Origin of the sequence: Halomicrobium urmianum, assembly GCF_020217425.1 — an archaeon.
Lineage (GTDB): Archaea > Halobacteriota > Halobacteria > Halobacteriales > Haloarculaceae > Halomicrobium > Halomicrobium urmianum.
The window spans coordinates 369,219-384,789 of the sequence record NZ_CP084090.1 but is presented as its reverse complement, the minus strand read 5'-3'; the positions used below and the strand labels follow the sequence as shown (position 1 = coordinate 384,789).

Here is a 15,571-nt window from a genome sequence, read left to right as displayed (position 1 = left end):
GGGTGCAAATACGGTTTGTTAGCTCTTTTCTCGCCCTCCCGAAATCGGGAGCGAGGGGCCATCTCCCAATCGATAACGATTAATGGGACGTAAATCAGTGGAAAATCTTTAGTCGGGGCCATTCTTTTCCTCAGATACGGCACCTGCTTTGGGGCCGATGATTTACCATGACAGGCCAGGAACTAATCTGGCGAATCGCTGGCGGTTCCGGGGACGGGATCGACTCGACCAGCCAGAACTTCGCCAAGGCCCTGATGCGGTCGGGACTCGACGTGTTCACTCATCGCCACTACCCGTCGCGCATCCGGGGCGGCCACACGTTCGTAGAGGTACGCGCGAGCAACGACGACGTACGTTCGCGCGGTGACGGGTACAACTTCCTTCTCGCCCTCGGTGACTCCTTCGCACGGAACCCGCAGGAAGGAGCGTACTACGGCAACGAGGAGGTCAAGCCGCTTTCCGAGAATCTGCACGACCTCCGCGAGGGAGGCGTCATCGTCTACGACGAGGGCCTCCTCGAAGAGGACGACATCGCGGACCTGAACCTCGAGGAGCGCGCCGAGGAGAACGACTGGCACGTGTACCCGCTGAACCTGCGCGAGATCGCCCGCGAGCACGGGCGCGAGGTCATGCGGAACACCGCCGGCGTCGCCGCGACCGCCGCGCTGCTGGGCATGGACACCTCCTACTTCGAGGAGCTGATCCAGGAGAACATGTCCGGCGACGTGATGGAGGCCAACCTGAAGGTCCTCGATCAGGCCTACGACGAGGTCTCCGAGATGGATCACGACCACGACCTCACGATTCCGGAGGCCGAGGCCCACGACGAGGATCAGGTCCTCCTCTCCGGTTCGAACGCCATCGCCTACGGCGCGCTCGACGAGGGCTGTCGGTTCATCTCCGGGTACCCGATGACCCCGTGGACCGACGTCTTCACGATCATGTCCCAGAACCTCCCGAAGTTCGGGGGCATCTCCGAGCAGGTCGAGGACGAGATCGCCGCCGCGTCGCTGGCGATCGGTGCGTCCCACGCCGGCGTCAAGGCGATGTCCGGCTCCTCCGGCGGCGGGTTCGCGCTGATGTCCGAGCCGCTCGGCCTCGCCGAGATGACGGAGACGCCGGTCGTGCTGGTCGAGGCCATGCGCGCCGGTCCCTCGACCGGGATGCCGACCAAGCCCGAACAGGGCGACCTCGAGCACGTCCTGTACACGAGCCAGGGGGACTCCTCGCGGGTCGTCTTCGCGCCCGGTAACCTCCGGGAGTGTTACGACCAGACCAGGAAGGCCTTCGAGATCGCCTACGACTACCAGATCCCGGCGATCGTCGTCTACGACCAGAAGCTCCAGGGCGAACTGCGCAACGTCGACGAGGGCTTCTTCGACCGCGAGCCCAGCGGCGATCCGGGTTCGGTCCTCACGGAGGAGGAGATCGCCGAGGCCGCCCACCACGAGTCGGGCAAGTTCCAGCGCTTCCAGCACGAGCCCGAGGACGGCTCGAACGTCAGCCCGCGCTCCGTGCCCGGCCAGAAGGACGGTCGCTTCCTCGCGACCGGCAACGAGCACAACGAGTCCGGCCACATCAGCGAGGACCCGCAGAACCGGGTCTTCCAGATGGACCGCCGGCTGGGCAAGCTCGACGACATCCGCACGGACCTCGACGAGAACGCCTCCCACCAGACGTACCACGGTCCGGAGGACGCCGACCACGGCATCCTCGTGTGGGGCAGCCACCAGGACACCGTCTTCGAGGCGGTCGACCGGCTCAACGAGAACGGCCACTCGGTCAAGGCGCTGGGCGTCTCCGACCTGATGCCGTACCCGGTCGAGGAGGTCTCGGAGTGGCTCGAGTCCGTCGACCAGGCGCTGGTCGTCGAGATGAACGCCACCGGCCAGTTCCGCGGTCTCACCCAGAAGGAGATCGGCCGCTTCGGGCCGAAGCTCTCGAGCCTGCTGAAGTACAACGGCAACCCCTTCGAGCCCCACGAGATCGTGGAGGGCTTCGAGTCCAGCATCAACGGCGAGGAACTCGCCGCGAACAACATGAAGTACGTACCCGCGGCAGGTGACTAACCAATGAGCGCATTCTCAGCAATCGGCGAGGAACGAGAGACCGACCGCGATGAGTTCACACCCGGCATCGAGCCGCAGGCCACGTGGTGTCCCGGTTGCGGGGACTTCGGCGTCCTGAAGGCGCTGAAGCAGGCGATGCCGATGGTCGGCAAGAACCCCGACGAGGTGGCGCTGTTCACCGGCATCGGCTGCTCGGGCAAGCTCAACAGCTACTTCGAGAGCTACGGCTTCCACACCATCCACGGGCGCGAACTGCCCGTCGCCCGCGCGGCGAAGCTGGCCAACCCCGAGCTCGAAGTGATCGCCGCCGGCGGCGACGGCGACAACTACGGCATCGGCGGAAACCACTTCATCCACACGGCCCGCGAGAACCACGACATGGTCTCGATCGTGTTCAACAACGAGATCTTCGGGCTGACCAAGGGCCAGACGTCGCCGACGAGCCCGAAGGGCCACAAGTCCAAGACCCAGCCGTCCGGCTCGGCGAAGTCGCCGATCCGGCCGCTCAGCCTCTCGCTGACCGCCGGCGCGTCCTACGTGGCCCGCACCGCGGCCGTCAACCCGAACCAGGCCAAGGAGATCCTCGCGGAGGCCATCGAGCACGACGGCTTCGCCCACGTGGACTTCCTGACCCAGTGTCCGACCTGGAACAAGGACGCCAAGCAGTACGTCCCGTACACGGACATCCAGCAGTCCGACGAGTACGACCACGACGTCTCGGACCGGCAGGAGGCCGCTGAGATCATGTACGAGACGGAGTCGAAGCTCTACGAGGGCGAGGTCCTGACCGGTCGGTACTACGTCGACGAGGACCGCCCGTCCTACCAGGAGGAGAAGTCGGCGACCGGCGAGATGCCCGACGAGCCGCTGGCCGAGCGGTACTTCGACGAGGACGCCGAGTGGGAGCGGACCGCCGACGAACTGCTCGACTACCACAAATAGACAGACGGGAGAACCGACCCGAGCGCCGCCGTGGCCCGATTTCCCCACGACGGTACCGGGATCGGATCTTCCTGTCAACTATCCTTTTGCCGTTCGGAACATATTTTTCCGTCCATCCAAAAGAAGTGGGTATGAGCGTCGAGTCTACGGAGCGTCGTATACTGTCGGTTCTGGAGGAGGACGCGCAAGCGTCCTACGCGGAGATCGCGGACCGGGCCGACGTCTCCAAGCCCACCGTCCGCAAGTACATCAACAAGCTGGAAGACGAGGGCGTGATCGTCGGCTACTCGGCCGACGTCGATCCGAAGAAGCTCGCCAGCCAGTCGATCGCGCTGGTCGGGATGGACGTCGCCAGCGACTGTTACGTCGAGGTGACCCGCGAACTGAAGTCGATCGACGCGATCGAGTCGCTGTACACCTCGAGCGGTGATCACATGCTGATGGCCGAGATCCGCGCGGCCGACGGCGACGCCGTCGGCGACATCATCGAGGAGGACGTCCTCTCCATCGAGGGCGTCACCGCGGCCCACCCCTCGTTCCTCCAGGAACGACTGAAGTAACTGTCTCCAGTCCCTCTCTTTTCTCATGGTCTCTCGTCTGGTGGTCGGAGCCGGCCCGCTGTGGCGGGCAGTCGTGGACGAGCTGTCCCAGCGGCGGGGCGACCTGCTCGTGGTCACGAGCGACGAGCACCGGGCTGAGACGCTCCGGTCGAACGGCGTGCGGGTCGAGCGGGTCGATCCGATCGACGAGGCGAGTCTCGCCGGCCTGGGGCTCGATCCAGACTCGGTCGTCGTCGCGACGGACGAGCCCGAGCGCAACGCCGCCCTCGCCGAGAACGCCCGCCGGGTGTTCCCCGACGCGATGCTGGTGGCAGCGACCGGCCCTGGCGCATCTGCAGCGGTCCGCGAGGCGGTCGACGGCGTCGCAGACCGGGTCGTCGACCACGGCCGCGCCGTGACGGACCACGTCACCGAGCGGGTCGGTGACGAGTCGCTCCGGAGTCGACAACTCCGGCGGGTCCTGCGTGACGTCGGCGACCGGCTGGCCGTCGTGACTCACGACAACCCCGACCCCGACGCCATCGCCAGCGCCGTCGCGCTGGCGCGCATCGCCGAGGCCGTCGGCTGCGAGACCGACGTCTGTTACTACGGCGAGATCACCCACCAGGAGAACCGGGCGTTCGTCAACGTGCTCGACTTCGACCTCCGGGAACTGGACGAGGAGGCCGACATCTCGGAGTACGACGGGTTCGCCCTGGTCGACCACTCCCGAGCAGGGGTCAACGACCAGCTCCCGCCGGAGACGCCGATCGACGTGGTGATCGACCACCACCCGCCGCGGGTCCCCGTGGAGGCGCGGTTCGTCGACCTGCGCAGCGACGTGGGCGCGACGAGCACCCTCCTGGCCGACTACCTCCGCCAGTCGGAATCGCTGCTCGACGGAACCATCGCGACCGGTCTCCTGTTCGGCATCAGCGTCGACACCCGCGAGTTCCGGCGCGAGGTCTCGCCGGAGGACTTCGAGGCCGCCGCTTACCTCCTGCCTCACGCCGACCTGAGCGTCCTCCAGCGCATCGAGGACCCGAGCATGGGCGCGGACACGCTCGACACCATCGCCCGGGCCATCCGCAACCGGACCCGTGAGGGGTCGGTGCTGCTGTCCTGCATCGGCGAACTGTCCGACCGCGACGCCCTGGCCCAGGCCGCCGACCGACTGCTCGACCTCGAGGAGGTCAACACGACGCTCGTCTACGGCGTCATGGAGGGAACGATCTACGCCTCGGCGCGGGCGCGGGGCACCGACCTCGACGTCGGCGAGGTGCTGCGGGACGCCTTCGGCCGGATCGGCAGCGCCGGCGGGCACGCCGACATGGCCGGCGCTCAGATCACGCTCGGCGTGCTCGACTCGATCGAGGACCGAGACGAGTCGCTCCACGAGATCGTCCGATCGGTCGTCGACGAGCGCTTCCTCGAGGCGATCGAGTCCCGGTCGAACCGCCTGCTGACGCCGGTGTACGCGCCCGGAGAGTACACTGCCGGCACCTACGGCGACGGCGGCGCCGACGGGGACGAGTCGACCGACCCCGGTGCCGAGACCGACGACGGCTCCGACGCCGACGGCGCGGAGTCAGCCGGGGGCGACCGGGACGGCGAGGCCGCCGACCGGCGGGAAGGCCGGCCGGACTGCTGACGGACGCGCCGACCCGACCGCCGCGAGGTTTTTCCCGCGCCGACGCCACCACCCATCCGTGAGCGAGGAGCCGAAACCCCGCGTCCAGGAGTACATGACCCGGGACGTGGCGACCGTCTCGCCGGACGACACGGTCGAGGACGTCGCCCGCCGTATCGCCGAGAGCGACGGGCACAGCGGCTTCCCGGTCTGCGAGGGCCGGCACGTCGAGGGGTTCGTCAGCGCCAGGGACCTCCTCCTGCGGGAGGACCACGAGCCGATCTTCCGGGTGATGAGCGAGGACCTTCTAGTCGCGCACCCGGACATGGCCGTCCAGGAGGCCGCGCGCGTGATCCTCCGGTCGGGCATCCAGAAGCTCCCCGTCGTCGACGACGCCGGTCACCTCGTGGGGATCATCTCGAACGCGGACGCCATCCGCTCGCAGATCGAGCGCGCCACGCCGGGCAAGGTAGACAAGCTGACCCGGACCCTCGAGACCATCCACGGGGTCGACGCTCGCGAGGAGCGCCGCGAGGTGGCCCTCGCCGACCTGGTGCCGACCCAGGGGACGGTCTACGCCGACGAACTGGAGGGGCGGATCTACGAGCTCGAGCGCGGACTGGCCGAGCCGCTGGTCGTCATCGACAACGGCGGCGCCACGCCGGAGAACCGGGCGACCGTCGGCGAGCTCGCCGGCGAGACCGCCGCCCGGGAGCGGGACCTCCTCCTGGCGGACGGCCACCACCGCGCGACGGCCGCCAATCGGCTGGGCATCGAGGAGATGGACGCCTACGTCATCGTCCTCGACGAACCCGTCGAGCTCGGCATGGCCCGGACCGCCGAGGAGGAGGGGCTGGAGGAGATCAGCGACATCGAGGTCGTCGATTACGCCCACCACCCGCTCGTCGAGGCCACCGAGCGGCTCCAGAACGGCGGGCCCGACTGACGAGTCACTCCCCGCCGAGGCGCGCTTCGACCGCGGCCAGGCGCTCCTCGAGTTCGTCACAGCGGTTCCGGAGCGCGTCGTTCTCGGCGCGCAGTTCGTCGTTTTCGGCCCGTAGCTCGTCGGTCTCTGCCGCGAGTTCGTCCACCTCGGACTCGAGCTCGTCGGCCTCGTTCCGGAGCGAGTCGGCGGTCGACTCCAGGTCCGCGATGCGCTCGCCCTTCCGGCGGAGGCGCTCGGCGAGGCCCTGGATCGCCGCGAAGGCGACACCATCGGCGTCTACTGCGCCGATCATCTCCTCGTCGTCACTGAGACCGAATGCATCTGCGAAGTCGCCGGCCATCGGACCCATATGCCGGCCGTTATCGTGTTCGATGTACTCCCAGGTACTGATCTCGAGGTCGAGAAGCCCCTTCAGAATCGACTCCTCATCGACCGGATCGATGGCTTCCTTTTTCGACCGGGCACTGGGGCTGTTAAACGCCGGCGCGTACATCTCCATCTGCGAGCGGACCTCGTCCGATTGCTGCGATTGCTCTTCGGTGGACGTGGAGTCGCCGAGAACGATCGCACCGGCGTGACTCGCAGTGGCGTTTCGCCCCATCGCGACGCTGTAATTGCCCCCTGCAGTGTTGTTCATGCCGCCGAGGACGCCCGAGTACTGCCCCGAGGCCGTGTTGTTGTATCCGCCACCGACGGTCGACTCCTGGCCGCTCGCGGTGTTGGTGGTTCCACCGGCGACGACCGACTTGGCCCCCGAGGCGGCGTTCGAGTTCCCGCCAGCGACGGTCGAGTAGTCAGCCGACGCCGAGTTGCCATAGCCGCCCGCGACGGCCGATTCCAGACCGCTCGCGGTGTTCGAGTTCCCGCCCGCGACGGTCGCCTTCCTGCCTTTCGCGGTGTTCTTGTAACCGCCGCCGACGGTCGCCTCGTTGTTCGACGAGCTTCCGGCCTGGTTGCCCCGCCCGCCGCCGATCGTCCCGCCGGAGTCGTGGACGACGTTGGGATTGCCGTCGGCGTCCAGGCCACCGCCGCCAACCGCCGCTGCGGTGCTCTCGGCGGCGTTGTTCGGGTGGCCGCCGACCACGGAGACCGCCTTCGAACTGTTGTCGGGGTCGAGGCGGAGTCCCCGCGTCCCGCCGGCCAGGAGGTCGAAGGCGGCGTCGCCCGTCGTCCCCGGGAAGTCGGTCTTCCAGGCGGAGCCGTCCCACGTGACGACCTGGCCGTCGGTGGCGCCGTTCTGGGCGATATCGCCGATCGAGAGGTTCACGTCCGCCGTGACGGTGCCGTCCCCGTCGTCGGTCACCGAGAGGCTGCTCCCGAAGTCGACGCCGTCGACGTCGCTCACGGTGACGCCCGCCTCGCTGTCGGTGACGTCTGTGTGGGTGTCGCTCGCGTCGACGGTGGCGGTGCCGTCGGTGTCGTCGGTCACCGAGAGGTTCGCGGCGAAGTCGATGTCGCCCGTGTCGGAGACGACAGTCGTCCCGTTGTCCGAGACGTCCGTGTGAGTGTCGGCCACCGAGGCGTCGACGCTGACCGTTCCGTTCCCGTCGTCAGTCACCGTGAGGTCCGTAGCGAAGTCGATGTCGGAGACGCCCGTGGCGACGGTCGTCCCGCCGTCGGAGACGTCGGTCCTGGTGTCGCTCGCGTCGATCGTCACCTCGCCGGAGGCCGACGACAGCGAGACGTTCGAGCCGCCGACTAGCGAATTGAGTTCGAGCGTAGACCCGGACTTCCCCGCGTAGAGTCCGATACCGGTTCCGAGGTTAGCGCCGTCGTTCGCTTCGCCCGTATCGCTGGCGTCGACTGCGACGGAGCCGTCGCCCTGGTCGGTCACCGAGAGGTTCGCGGCGAAGTCGATGTCCGTCACGTCCGAGCGGATCGAGGTGCCGCTGTCCGAGACGCCCGTGTGCGTGTCGGTGTCAGACGCGTCGATCGTGATCGCGTCGGTTCCGGCCGACAGCGACACGTTCGAACCGCCGTCGAGGTGGCGGAACTCCAGGGTGTCCCCGTTCAGCCCTGCGTAGATCGAGGTGTCGCCGCTCCCGAGCGTCGCGCCATCGTTGCTCCCGCCGCTGGCCGAGGTCGCGACCGTCTCGTCCCCCTCCGAGAGCGAGACGCCGGTGCCCTCAGTCAGTCGGCGGAACTGGAGGGTGTCGCGGCCCATGCCGGCGTACACGCGCGCTCCGCTCGAGGCGAGGTTCTCGCCGTCGTTGCTCTCGCCGCCGCCGCTGCGCGTGTTCTCGACGACGACCTCGTCCCCGTCACGCTCCACGCCGATGCCGCTGCCGTCTCTGACGGAGCGGACGGCCACCTGGCCGTCGGCGACCTCGACGAGCGGGACGCCGTCGCCGGCGTTCTCGACCTCGCTCACGACCGCCCGGAGGGTCTCATCCTCGATCCGGAGGCCCGGTCCGTCGAGCCCGGAGAGGACGTCGCTGCCGGTGAGCCCGCCGGCGAGCGTCTCGAGGTACAGGCGCCTGAGCGGGCTGGACGTGGTCCCGAGCTGGCCCTGCGGATCTGCGCTCGCGGCGCTCGCGCCGTAGCCGACGAGCCCGGCGACGCCGATAGCCTGCAGCAGGGAGCGCCTCGTCACGCGGCCGCCGCGTCGCCCGGACCGTTCGTCCCCGTCGTCCGGCGAGTCGCCGTCGGAGCCGCTGCCGCCCCGCTCCCGTTCGAGCCGTTCGATGCGCCGTCGGAGTTCCGCGAGTTCGTCGTCTGTCATCGTGGCTTCCTCCGTCGTATCCCCAGTAGCACCGCGCCCGCGAACCCGGTGAGCGCCGCGAGCCCCCCGAATCCCGGTCCGCTCCCGGTCGTCGTCGTTCCTCGCGCCGTCGTGGTCGCTCGCTGCGTCGGCGTCGCTCGGGACCCCGACTCCGCGGTCCGTGTCGCGTCGTCCCCTGTCGCGGTCGTCGCTGGCCCCGTGGCCGTCGCCGTCCCGCCGGTCGCAGTCGAGTCGCCGCGCGGCGACCCGGTCGAGGACGGCTCGACGGTCGTCGTCGCGGCGACGAACGCGATCCGGTGGCGACCCGCCGGCAGCGACAGCGTGGCCGGGTCGTCGGTCGACATCGCGACTGTCTCGCTCGTCGCCACGTCGACCGCCACCAGTCGATCGGTAGATCCGTCTGGCGGGCCGAGCGTGACGCCGATCGGATCCGCGGCCTCGTACGCGACGTCGGCGTCGGACGGGTCGTCCGTCGAAACCTGACCGACGGCGAACGCGGACGCCCGTCCGCTGACGGTGATCGCCGGCTGTCCGTCGGTTGCGATCCTGATCGGCGTCTCGGAGGCGTTCACGTCGACCGCGCATACCGTCCCCCCGACGGCGTCCAGGCGGAGCGACGCCGGGCCCCTCGCGACGACGGTCACGTTCCCGAACCGGAGCGCGCTGGCGTTGCGGTACGTCTCTCCCTCGCTGACCGACGTCCCAGCCGCGTGCTCCACGGTGAGGCCGCCGTCCGCGACGAACAGCGCACCGTCGCCGTCCCCGGCGCAGTCCGCGGTCACCTGTGCGGTGCCGACCGACGCGAGCAACACACAGGCAAGGACGACGACCACGCCGGTCCGGACGGTCGTCAATCGCGGCATGATCGGTGTCCGGGTCGCGTTCCACCCGTCAGTCCGGGCGGTCTCCGCACCGTGGCTCTGTCCCGGCCGACGCTATCGTTTCCAGCGACCATCGTGTGTGATCGTCTCCCGATTCAGACGTTCTGGGCGGTAGGACCGTCTATGTCGTAAAGACGGTTGTGGCCGATTATCGGCGGTGATATTTCGGCTGGAGCGACGACGCAGCGCGTACGATCACCGTCGCGGAATTTCCTCGCAACGCGGCGTTGCGCGCCCAGTCAGTGGCGAGCGCGCGTCACTTCGAGTACGATTCCGAACGGAGGAACGAGATGATGCCGTCTACCGGTTTCTGCACAGCTGTACAATATTTTGACAGATGCCTGTTGTGAATAATGGGGATAAATTAATACGGGTACCGTCTGACCTTGGCATGGGGACAATTACCTATGTCAGATGAGGGCCCAGAACTTGAGGCACGGCTCACGGAACAGGACTACTTCCGACCGCCGACCGACTTCGTCGGCCAGGCGAACGTCACCGATCCGGACATCTACGAGCGGTTCGACGAGGACTACCCGGAGGCCTTCGAGGAGTACGCCGAACTGCTCGACTGGGACGAGCAGTGGGACGAGGTCCTCGACGACTCGAACCCGCCGTTCTACGAGTGGTTCACGGGTGGACAGCTCAACGCCTCCTACAACTGCATCGACCGCCACCTCGACGAGCGAAAGAACCAGGCCGCGCTCATCTGGGAGGGGACCGACGCCGAGGAGCGCGAGACCATCACCTACCAGGACTTATACAACCGCGTCAACGAGACGGCCGCCGTCCTGCAGGACGTCGGCGTCGAGGAGGACGACGTCGTCACCTGCCACCTCCCGATGCTTCCCGCCCTCCCGGTGACGATGCTCTCCTGCGCCCGCATCGGCGCGCCCCACTCCGAGGTGTTCGCCGGCTTCTCCGCGCAGGCGCTGGCCGACCGCATCGACGACGCCGACAGCGACGTCGTCGTGACGGTCGACGGCTACTACCGCCGCGGCGAGTTCCTCAACCACAAGGAGAAGTGCGACGAGGCCCTCGAGGAGGCCGAGACCGACGTCGACACGGTCCTGCTGTGGACCCGCCACGACGAACTGCACGAGGACGTCGAGATCACCGGCGACGACCCCTACGTGCTCGTCGACGACCTGCTGGCCGAGAACGAGCGCCGCCGCGTCGACCCCGTCTCCCGTGACGCCGAGGATCCGCTCTTCCTGATGTACACCTCGGGGACCACGGGCCAGCCCAAGGGGTGCCAGCACCGCACCGGCGGCTACCTCTCCTACGTCACCGCCACCTCGAAGTACGTCCTCGACATCAAGCCCGAGGACACCTACTGGTGCGCCGCCGATATCGGGTGGATCACGGGCCACTCCTACATCGTCTACGGCCCGCTGTCGCTGGGCACCACCAGCGTGATGTACGAGGACACGCCCGACCACCCCCACAAGGGCCGCATCTGGGAAATCGCCGAGCGCTACGACGTGGACATCTTCCACACCTCGCCGACCGCCGTCCGCATGTTCATGAAGTGGGGCGAGGAGTACGTCGAGGACTACGACTTCGACTTCCGCCACATGACCACGGTCGGCGAGCCCATCCAGCCCGAGGCGTGGCTGTGGTACTACAAGTACATCGGCGACGAGGACGCCGTCATCGTCGACACCTGGTGGCAGACCGAGACCGGGGGCCACCTCATCACGAACCTGCCTGCCCTGAAGGACATGAAGCCCGGCAGCGCCGGCTACCCCTGTCCGGGCGTCCAGCCGGCCATCTACGACGACGAGGGCGAACCGCTGGAGCCCGCCAGCGGCAAGGCGGGCAACCTCGTCATCGAGAAGCCGTGGCCGGGCATGCTCCAGACCGTCTACGGCAACGACGAGCGGTTCATCGACGAGTACTGGCGCGACTTCTCCGACACCGACAGCGACGACCCCGAGGACTGGGTGTACAAGGCCGGCGACGGCGCGGTCCACGGCCAGGACGGCTACTTCCGCATCCTCGGCCGCCTCGACGACGTGATGAACGTCGCCGGGCACCGCCTCGGCACGATGGAGCTGGAGTCGGCCGTCTCGGAGGTCCAGGACGTCGCCGAGGCCGCCGTGGCCGCCCGCGAGGACTCCGAGAAGGGCGAAGTGCCGGACGTGTACGTCGTCCTCCGCGAGGGCATCGAGGCCAGCGACGAGGTGCGCGATCGCATCATCTCGTCCGTCGAGGACGAGATCGGCAAGTTCGCCCGGCCGGCGAACATCATCTTCTGCGGCGACCTGCCCAAGACTCGCTCGGGCAAGATCATGCGGCGCCTCCTGGAGAACATCTCCAACGACGAGGACCTCGGAGACACCACCACGCTCCGGGACCCCAGCGTCGCCGAGGAGATCCGCGAACAGGTCCACGGCGACTAGACACCCCGTCCGGTCGCCGCCGTAGCGCCGCGTCGGCCCTATTCTCGACGCGATCGTCTCACGCGTTCGGGTACTTCTCTGAGACGTACGAGACCAGTGCCAGGAAGACGCCCAGCACGACGGCGACCGTTACGAGACCGTACACCGCCACGCCGAACGGCGTCGGCGGCAACTCGACGACGCCGAACAGCCGGGGATCGAGGTTCTCCGGCCGGATGTAGCCGAGTATGAACCCCATCACGCCCGCCAGCCCGACGATGATCAGGTAGATGGTGACGACGACCCGGCTCCCGGCCCGTGACTGTACGCGCTCGCTCACAGCGGCCGTTGGATCCGTAGTCGATTAGCCTTTTTCACTCCGCGACGAACACCCGGTATGGCCGAGAAGGATCTGCTGTTCCTGGTGCTGGCGGGCATCGCACTGATGATGTTCACGACGGGTATCGTGCTCGTCGGCGGCGGGCTCTGACGCCGCCGGCTGGACGCCCGCGACGCGGTTCGCCACTTTGGGTGGCACTATCCTCGTACGGTTACAGCCGGCAGTGTGTGGTCCCGAATCGTCGGCGCGGCTCGCCGTCGACCGGAACGCGACTGCAGCCGCGAACGCCGGGAAAAGAGGCCGTCGGTATCGTCCGCGTTACTCCTCGTCGTCCACGGGCTGACCCCCGTCGGTCGCCACGGACTCCTCGTCCTCGCCGCCGTCGGTGGCGAGGGTGTCCTCGAACTGGCGCTCGAACCAGGCGAAGTCGCGGCCGAACATGTCGTCGCGCTCGAGGTTCCACGGGTCGGGGTCACGGACGCGCCGTCCTTCGAGCCAGGAGGTCACGATGTTCCAGACGAAGATGATCTGGCCGATCAGCAGCAGGAGGGCGCCGATCGAAGCGATCTGGTGCCAGAGCGCGTCCTGGGCCAGCGGCGCCAGTCCCGGATCGAACTCGTAGGTGGCGTACCGACGCGGCATGCCGAGGTAGCCCAGCGCCAGCATGGCGAAGAACGTGACGTTCGTCCCGACCATCGACAGCCAGAAGTGCCACTTGCCCAGCGTGCGCTGGTACATCCGCTTGGTGTAGAGCGGGAACCAGTAGTAGATGCCGGCGAAGACGGCGAAGCCGATGGCACCCATCACGATGTAGTGGAAGTGGCCGACGACGTAGTAGGTGTCGTGGAGTATCAGGTCGACGGGAATGGAGGCGAGGAAGACGCCCGTGACGCCGCCGATGATAAAGTTCGAGACGAAGCCGATGCAGAACAGCATCGGCGTCGTCAGCCGCAGGCGGCCGTTCCACAGCGTCGTGATCCAGTTGAACGTCTTGACGGCGCTGGGGATCGCGATGGCCAGCGAGACGGCCATGAAGCTCGCCCGCAGGCGCGGGTCCATCCCCGTCGCGAACATGTGGTGGGCCCACACGCCGAACGAGAGGACGCCGATGGCCAGCGTCGAGTAGACGACGAACTTGAAGCCGAACAGCTCGCGGCCCGCGAACTTCGGGAGGATGTAGCTGACCAGCCCCATCGGCGGGAGCACGAGGATGTACACCTCGGGGTGGCCGAAGAACCAGAACAGGTGCTGGTACAGCAGCGCGCCGCCGCCCTCCACGGCGAAGAACGTCGTCCCGACGTTCCGGTCGAGCAGGAGCATCACGAGGACGCTGCCCAGCAGCGGGAACGAGAAGAGGATCAGTCCCGACTGGGTGAGGATGGTCCACGAGAAGATGTCGAGGTTCGCCCAGTTGACCTCGGCCCCCCGCTCGGTGAAGACGGTCGCGATGAAGTTGACCGCGCCCATCGTCGCGGAGACTCCGGAGAGGTGCAGCCCCAGCAGCATGAAGTCGACGCCGGGGTTGGGCTGGCTGGTCGACAGCGGCGTGTACATCGTCCAGGCGGTCTGGGCGGGTTCGATCTCGTTGCCGGTCAGCGGCGCGGTGAAGAACCCGGCCCAGATCAGCAGTGCCGCCGGCGGGAGCAACCAGAAGGCGATGGCGTTGATCCGCGGGAACGCCATGTCGTCGGCCCCGATCAGTAGCGGCACGAAGTAGTTACCGAATGCCGACAGGATCGGTGTCCCGAAGAGGAACAGCATGGTGATCCCGTGGCTCGTCATGATCGAGTTGTAGAAGTTGTTGCCCACGATGGCGCCGCTCGGCACGATCAGCTGGACGCGGATCAGGAACGCCATGATCCCGCCCACGGCGAACGCGATGACGGCGAAGGTTCCGTACAGTAAGCCGATGTCCTTGTGGTCGACGGTCGTCAGCCAGCGGATCAGTCCGCCGGGTTTCTCGTGGTGGCCGACGGTCTCGTCGCCGTAGCCGGCACCACCACCGGCCAGCGGCGTGTACGACCGCCAGTCCTCCAGCCGGGTCAGAATTGCGATGATACCGACAAGAAGGATGGCCATTAACGCGGTCAGGGCCAGCTGTTCTGCTGCCATGGGTGTGTCTGTGGCTTGGCCCGTAATGAAAGGGTCGATTCCTACGTGAATGGTCGTTCGAACACGTTCGAGAAGCGATGGACGGTGCGGGCACGGACTGCTACCGGTTGCCGGTTAGCGAGCCGCAGAACCGGGGCCGGGCGGCGCGTCTCGGGGGACGCCCCGTTCGGCGCGTCGGCGGAGTGTCGCTACTCCCGCTCGGTGCCTTTCTCGGCGTCCTCGACGGCCCGGCCGGCGTAGTAGGTCAGGATCGCGAGGGCCGCGAACATCCCGATCATCAGCAGGAACTGGATCGTACTGAACACCGGATCGAAGCTGAAGGCCGGGAAGATAGCGAACGCGGCGATGAAGAAGGCGATGATCGCCAGCGGGATGAAGTTCACCGTCAGGTCGAGCAGGGTGTCCTTCTCGAAGCCCAGGAGTGTCATGGTCGACGGTTGGGCCCGCGCGGACTAATAGAATGTCGGTTTTCCGGTGCCGCCGAGTGCGACGCCCGACGCCCGCCTCACGCGGCCGATTGCTCCATGATCGACGCGACGCCGCCGGCGACTGCCATGATGAGGCCCGCAGCGACCACCGCGAGCGCCCGCGAGAGGATTCCGTTCTCCCCGAAGTTCGCGAGCGTGACCTCGGCGAGGGGCACCTGCCAGAGGACGACCGCGACGCCGGCGACTCCGAGCAGGGCGCCCAGCGCCACGAGCGCCGGCCACGGCCGCTCGGCGTAGCCCGACTCGGTGAGGATGCCCGCCACGCTGCCCCCGAACAGCAGCAGGCCGAACACCGCCACCGGGAAGATGTCGATGAACACGCCCACCTCCGAGAGCGTCAGCCCCAGCGCGACGAACAGCGGCCACGGGCTGGCCCGACTGTACTGGTCGCTCAACCCCGGCTCCTCGCGCTCCTCGTTCATGTCCGTGACTACTTCGCAGGGGCCCAAAGGTCCGTCGGATGGTCGTGGCCGGTTCGGGCGCAAAGTATTTGTCCCGCATCCGGCTTGTGGCAACTA

The 15,571-nt window shown here is 67.6% G+C and carries 12 protein-coding genes; 6 read left to right on the top strand and 6 right to left on the bottom strand.

The window, feature by feature from the left end; all coding sequences use genetic code 11:
• Window positions 1-167: 167 nt before the first annotated feature.
• The 5 genes from LCY71_RS01860 (at window position 168) to LCY71_RS01840 (ending at window position 6,126) form a co-directional block, all read left to right on the top strand.
• Window positions 168-2,069, top strand: a complete 1,902-nt coding sequence (locus LCY71_RS01860; RefSeq protein ID WP_225334666.1) for a 2-oxoacid:acceptor oxidoreductase subunit alpha — start codon at window positions 168-170, stop codon at window positions 2,067-2,069.
• Between the two features lie 3 nt (window positions 2,070-2,072).
• Window positions 2,073-3,011: a thiamine pyrophosphate-dependent enzyme gene (locus LCY71_RS01855; protein ID WP_225334665.1), complete on the top strand. Its 939-nt coding sequence runs from the start codon at window positions 2,073-2,075 to the stop codon at window positions 3,009-3,011.
• Between the two features lie 131 nt (window positions 3,012-3,142).
• Window positions 3,143-3,571, top strand: a complete 429-nt coding sequence (gene lrpA1, locus LCY71_RS01850; RefSeq protein WP_225334664.1) for an HTH-type transcriptional regulator LrpA1 — start codon at window positions 3,143-3,145, stop codon at window positions 3,569-3,571.
• Window positions 3,572-3,596: 25 nt separating this feature from the next.
• Window positions 3,597-5,201, top strand: a complete 1,605-nt coding sequence (locus LCY71_RS01845) for a DHH family phosphoesterase (protein ID WP_225334663.1) — start codon at window positions 3,597-3,599, stop codon at window positions 5,199-5,201.
• A gap of 94 nt (window positions 5,202-5,295) precedes the next feature.
• The gene (locus tag LCY71_RS01840) at window positions 5,296-6,126 is read left to right on the top strand and encodes a CBS domain-containing protein (RefSeq protein WP_373325147.1); all 831 of its coding nucleotides are present in this window, start codon (window positions 5,296-5,298) and stop codon (window positions 6,124-6,126) included.
• Between the two features lie 4 nt (window positions 6,127-6,130).
• Here the strand turns inward: LCY71_RS01840 and LCY71_RS01835 are convergent, their stop codons facing one another.
• A complete protein-coding gene (locus LCY71_RS01835; protein WP_225334661.1) occupies window positions 6,131-8,848 on the bottom strand; it encodes a hypothetical protein in 2,718 nt (905 codons plus the stop codon).
• Window positions 8,845-9,711, bottom strand: coding sequence for a hypothetical protein (locus LCY71_RS01830; RefSeq protein WP_225334660.1), 867 nt, complete (start codon window positions 9,709-9,711; stop codon window positions 8,845-8,847). Before LCY71_RS01830 ends, LCY71_RS01835 begins: the two co-directional genes overlap by 4 nt.
• Before the next feature lie 425 nt (window positions 9,712-10,136).
• Here LCY71_RS01830 and acs point away from each other — a divergent pair, with 425 nt between their 5' ends.
• The gene (gene acs, locus LCY71_RS01825) at window positions 10,137-12,134 is read left to right on the top strand and encodes an acetate--CoA ligase (protein ID WP_225334659.1); all 1,998 of its coding nucleotides are present in this window, start codon (window positions 10,137-10,139) and stop codon (window positions 12,132-12,134) included.
• Between the two features lie 58 nt (window positions 12,135-12,192).
• On the opposite strand, the gene LCY71_RS01820 is transcribed toward acs, so the two are convergent.
• From LCY71_RS01820 to LCY71_RS01805, 4 genes are all read right to left on the bottom strand, one after another.
• On the bottom strand, window positions 12,193-12,453 hold the full coding sequence (locus LCY71_RS01820; protein WP_225334658.1) for a DUF7520 family protein: 261 nt from the start codon (window positions 12,451-12,453) through the stop codon (window positions 12,193-12,195).
• 318 nt (window positions 12,454-12,771) lie between these two features.
• Window positions 12,772-14,565: a cytochrome c oxidase subunit I gene (locus tag LCY71_RS01815; RefSeq protein ID WP_225334657.1), complete on the bottom strand. Its 1,794-nt coding sequence runs from the start codon at window positions 14,563-14,565 to the stop codon at window positions 12,772-12,774.
• 188 nt (window positions 14,566-14,753) lie between these two features.
• Window positions 14,754-14,993 (bottom strand): DUF6684 family protein, encoded by a 240-nt coding sequence (locus LCY71_RS01810; RefSeq protein WP_225334656.1) that lies wholly within the window; start codon window positions 14,991-14,993, stop codon window positions 14,754-14,756.
• 77 nt (window positions 14,994-15,070) lie between these two features.
• On the bottom strand, window positions 15,071-15,475 hold the full coding sequence (locus LCY71_RS01805) for a DUF7541 family protein (RefSeq protein ID WP_225334655.1): 405 nt from the start codon (window positions 15,473-15,475) through the stop codon (window positions 15,071-15,073).
• Between the last annotated feature and the right edge of the window lie 96 nt (window positions 15,476-15,571).

Excerpts from the sequence above, each read along its gene's own strand:
- LCY71_RS01845 (WP_225334663.1), top strand. The coding sequence starts at position 3,597 with ATGGTCTCTCGTCTGGTGGTCGGAGCCGGCCCGCTGTGGCGGGCAGTC.
- LCY71_RS01810 (WP_225334656.1), bottom strand. The coding sequence starts at position 14,993 with ATGACACTCCTGGGCTTCGAGAAGGACACCCTGCTCGACCTGACGGTG.
- LCY71_RS01860 (WP_225334666.1), top strand. The coding sequence starts at position 168 with ATGACAGGCCAGGAACTAATCTGGCGAATCGCTGGCGGTTCCGGGGAC.
- LCY71_RS01805 (WP_225334655.1), bottom strand. The coding sequence starts at position 15,475 with ATGAACGAGGAGCGCGAGGAGCCGGGGTTGAGCGACCAGTACAGTCGG.
- LCY71_RS01835 (WP_225334661.1), bottom strand. The coding sequence starts at position 8,848 with ATGACAGACGACGAACTCGCGGAACTCCGACGGCGCATCGAACGGCTC.
- acs (WP_225334659.1), top strand. The coding sequence starts at position 10,137 with ATGTCAGATGAGGGCCCAGAACTTGAGGCACGGCTCACGGAACAGGAC.
- lrpA1 (WP_225334664.1), top strand. The coding sequence starts at position 3,143 with ATGAGCGTCGAGTCTACGGAGCGTCGTATACTGTCGGTTCTGGAGGAG.
- LCY71_RS01840 (WP_373325147.1), top strand. The coding sequence starts at position 5,296 with ATGACCCGGGACGTGGCGACCGTCTCGCCGGACGACACGGTCGAGGAC.
- LCY71_RS01815 (WP_225334657.1), bottom strand. The coding sequence starts at position 14,565 with ATGGCAGCAGAACAGCTGGCCCTGACCGCGTTAATGGCCATCCTTCTT.
- LCY71_RS01830 (WP_225334660.1), bottom strand. The coding sequence starts at position 9,711 with ATGCCGCGATTGACGACCGTCCGGACCGGCGTGGTCGTCGTCCTTGCC.
- LCY71_RS01855 (WP_225334665.1), top strand. The coding sequence starts at position 2,073 with ATGAGCGCATTCTCAGCAATCGGCGAGGAACGAGAGACCGACCGCGAT.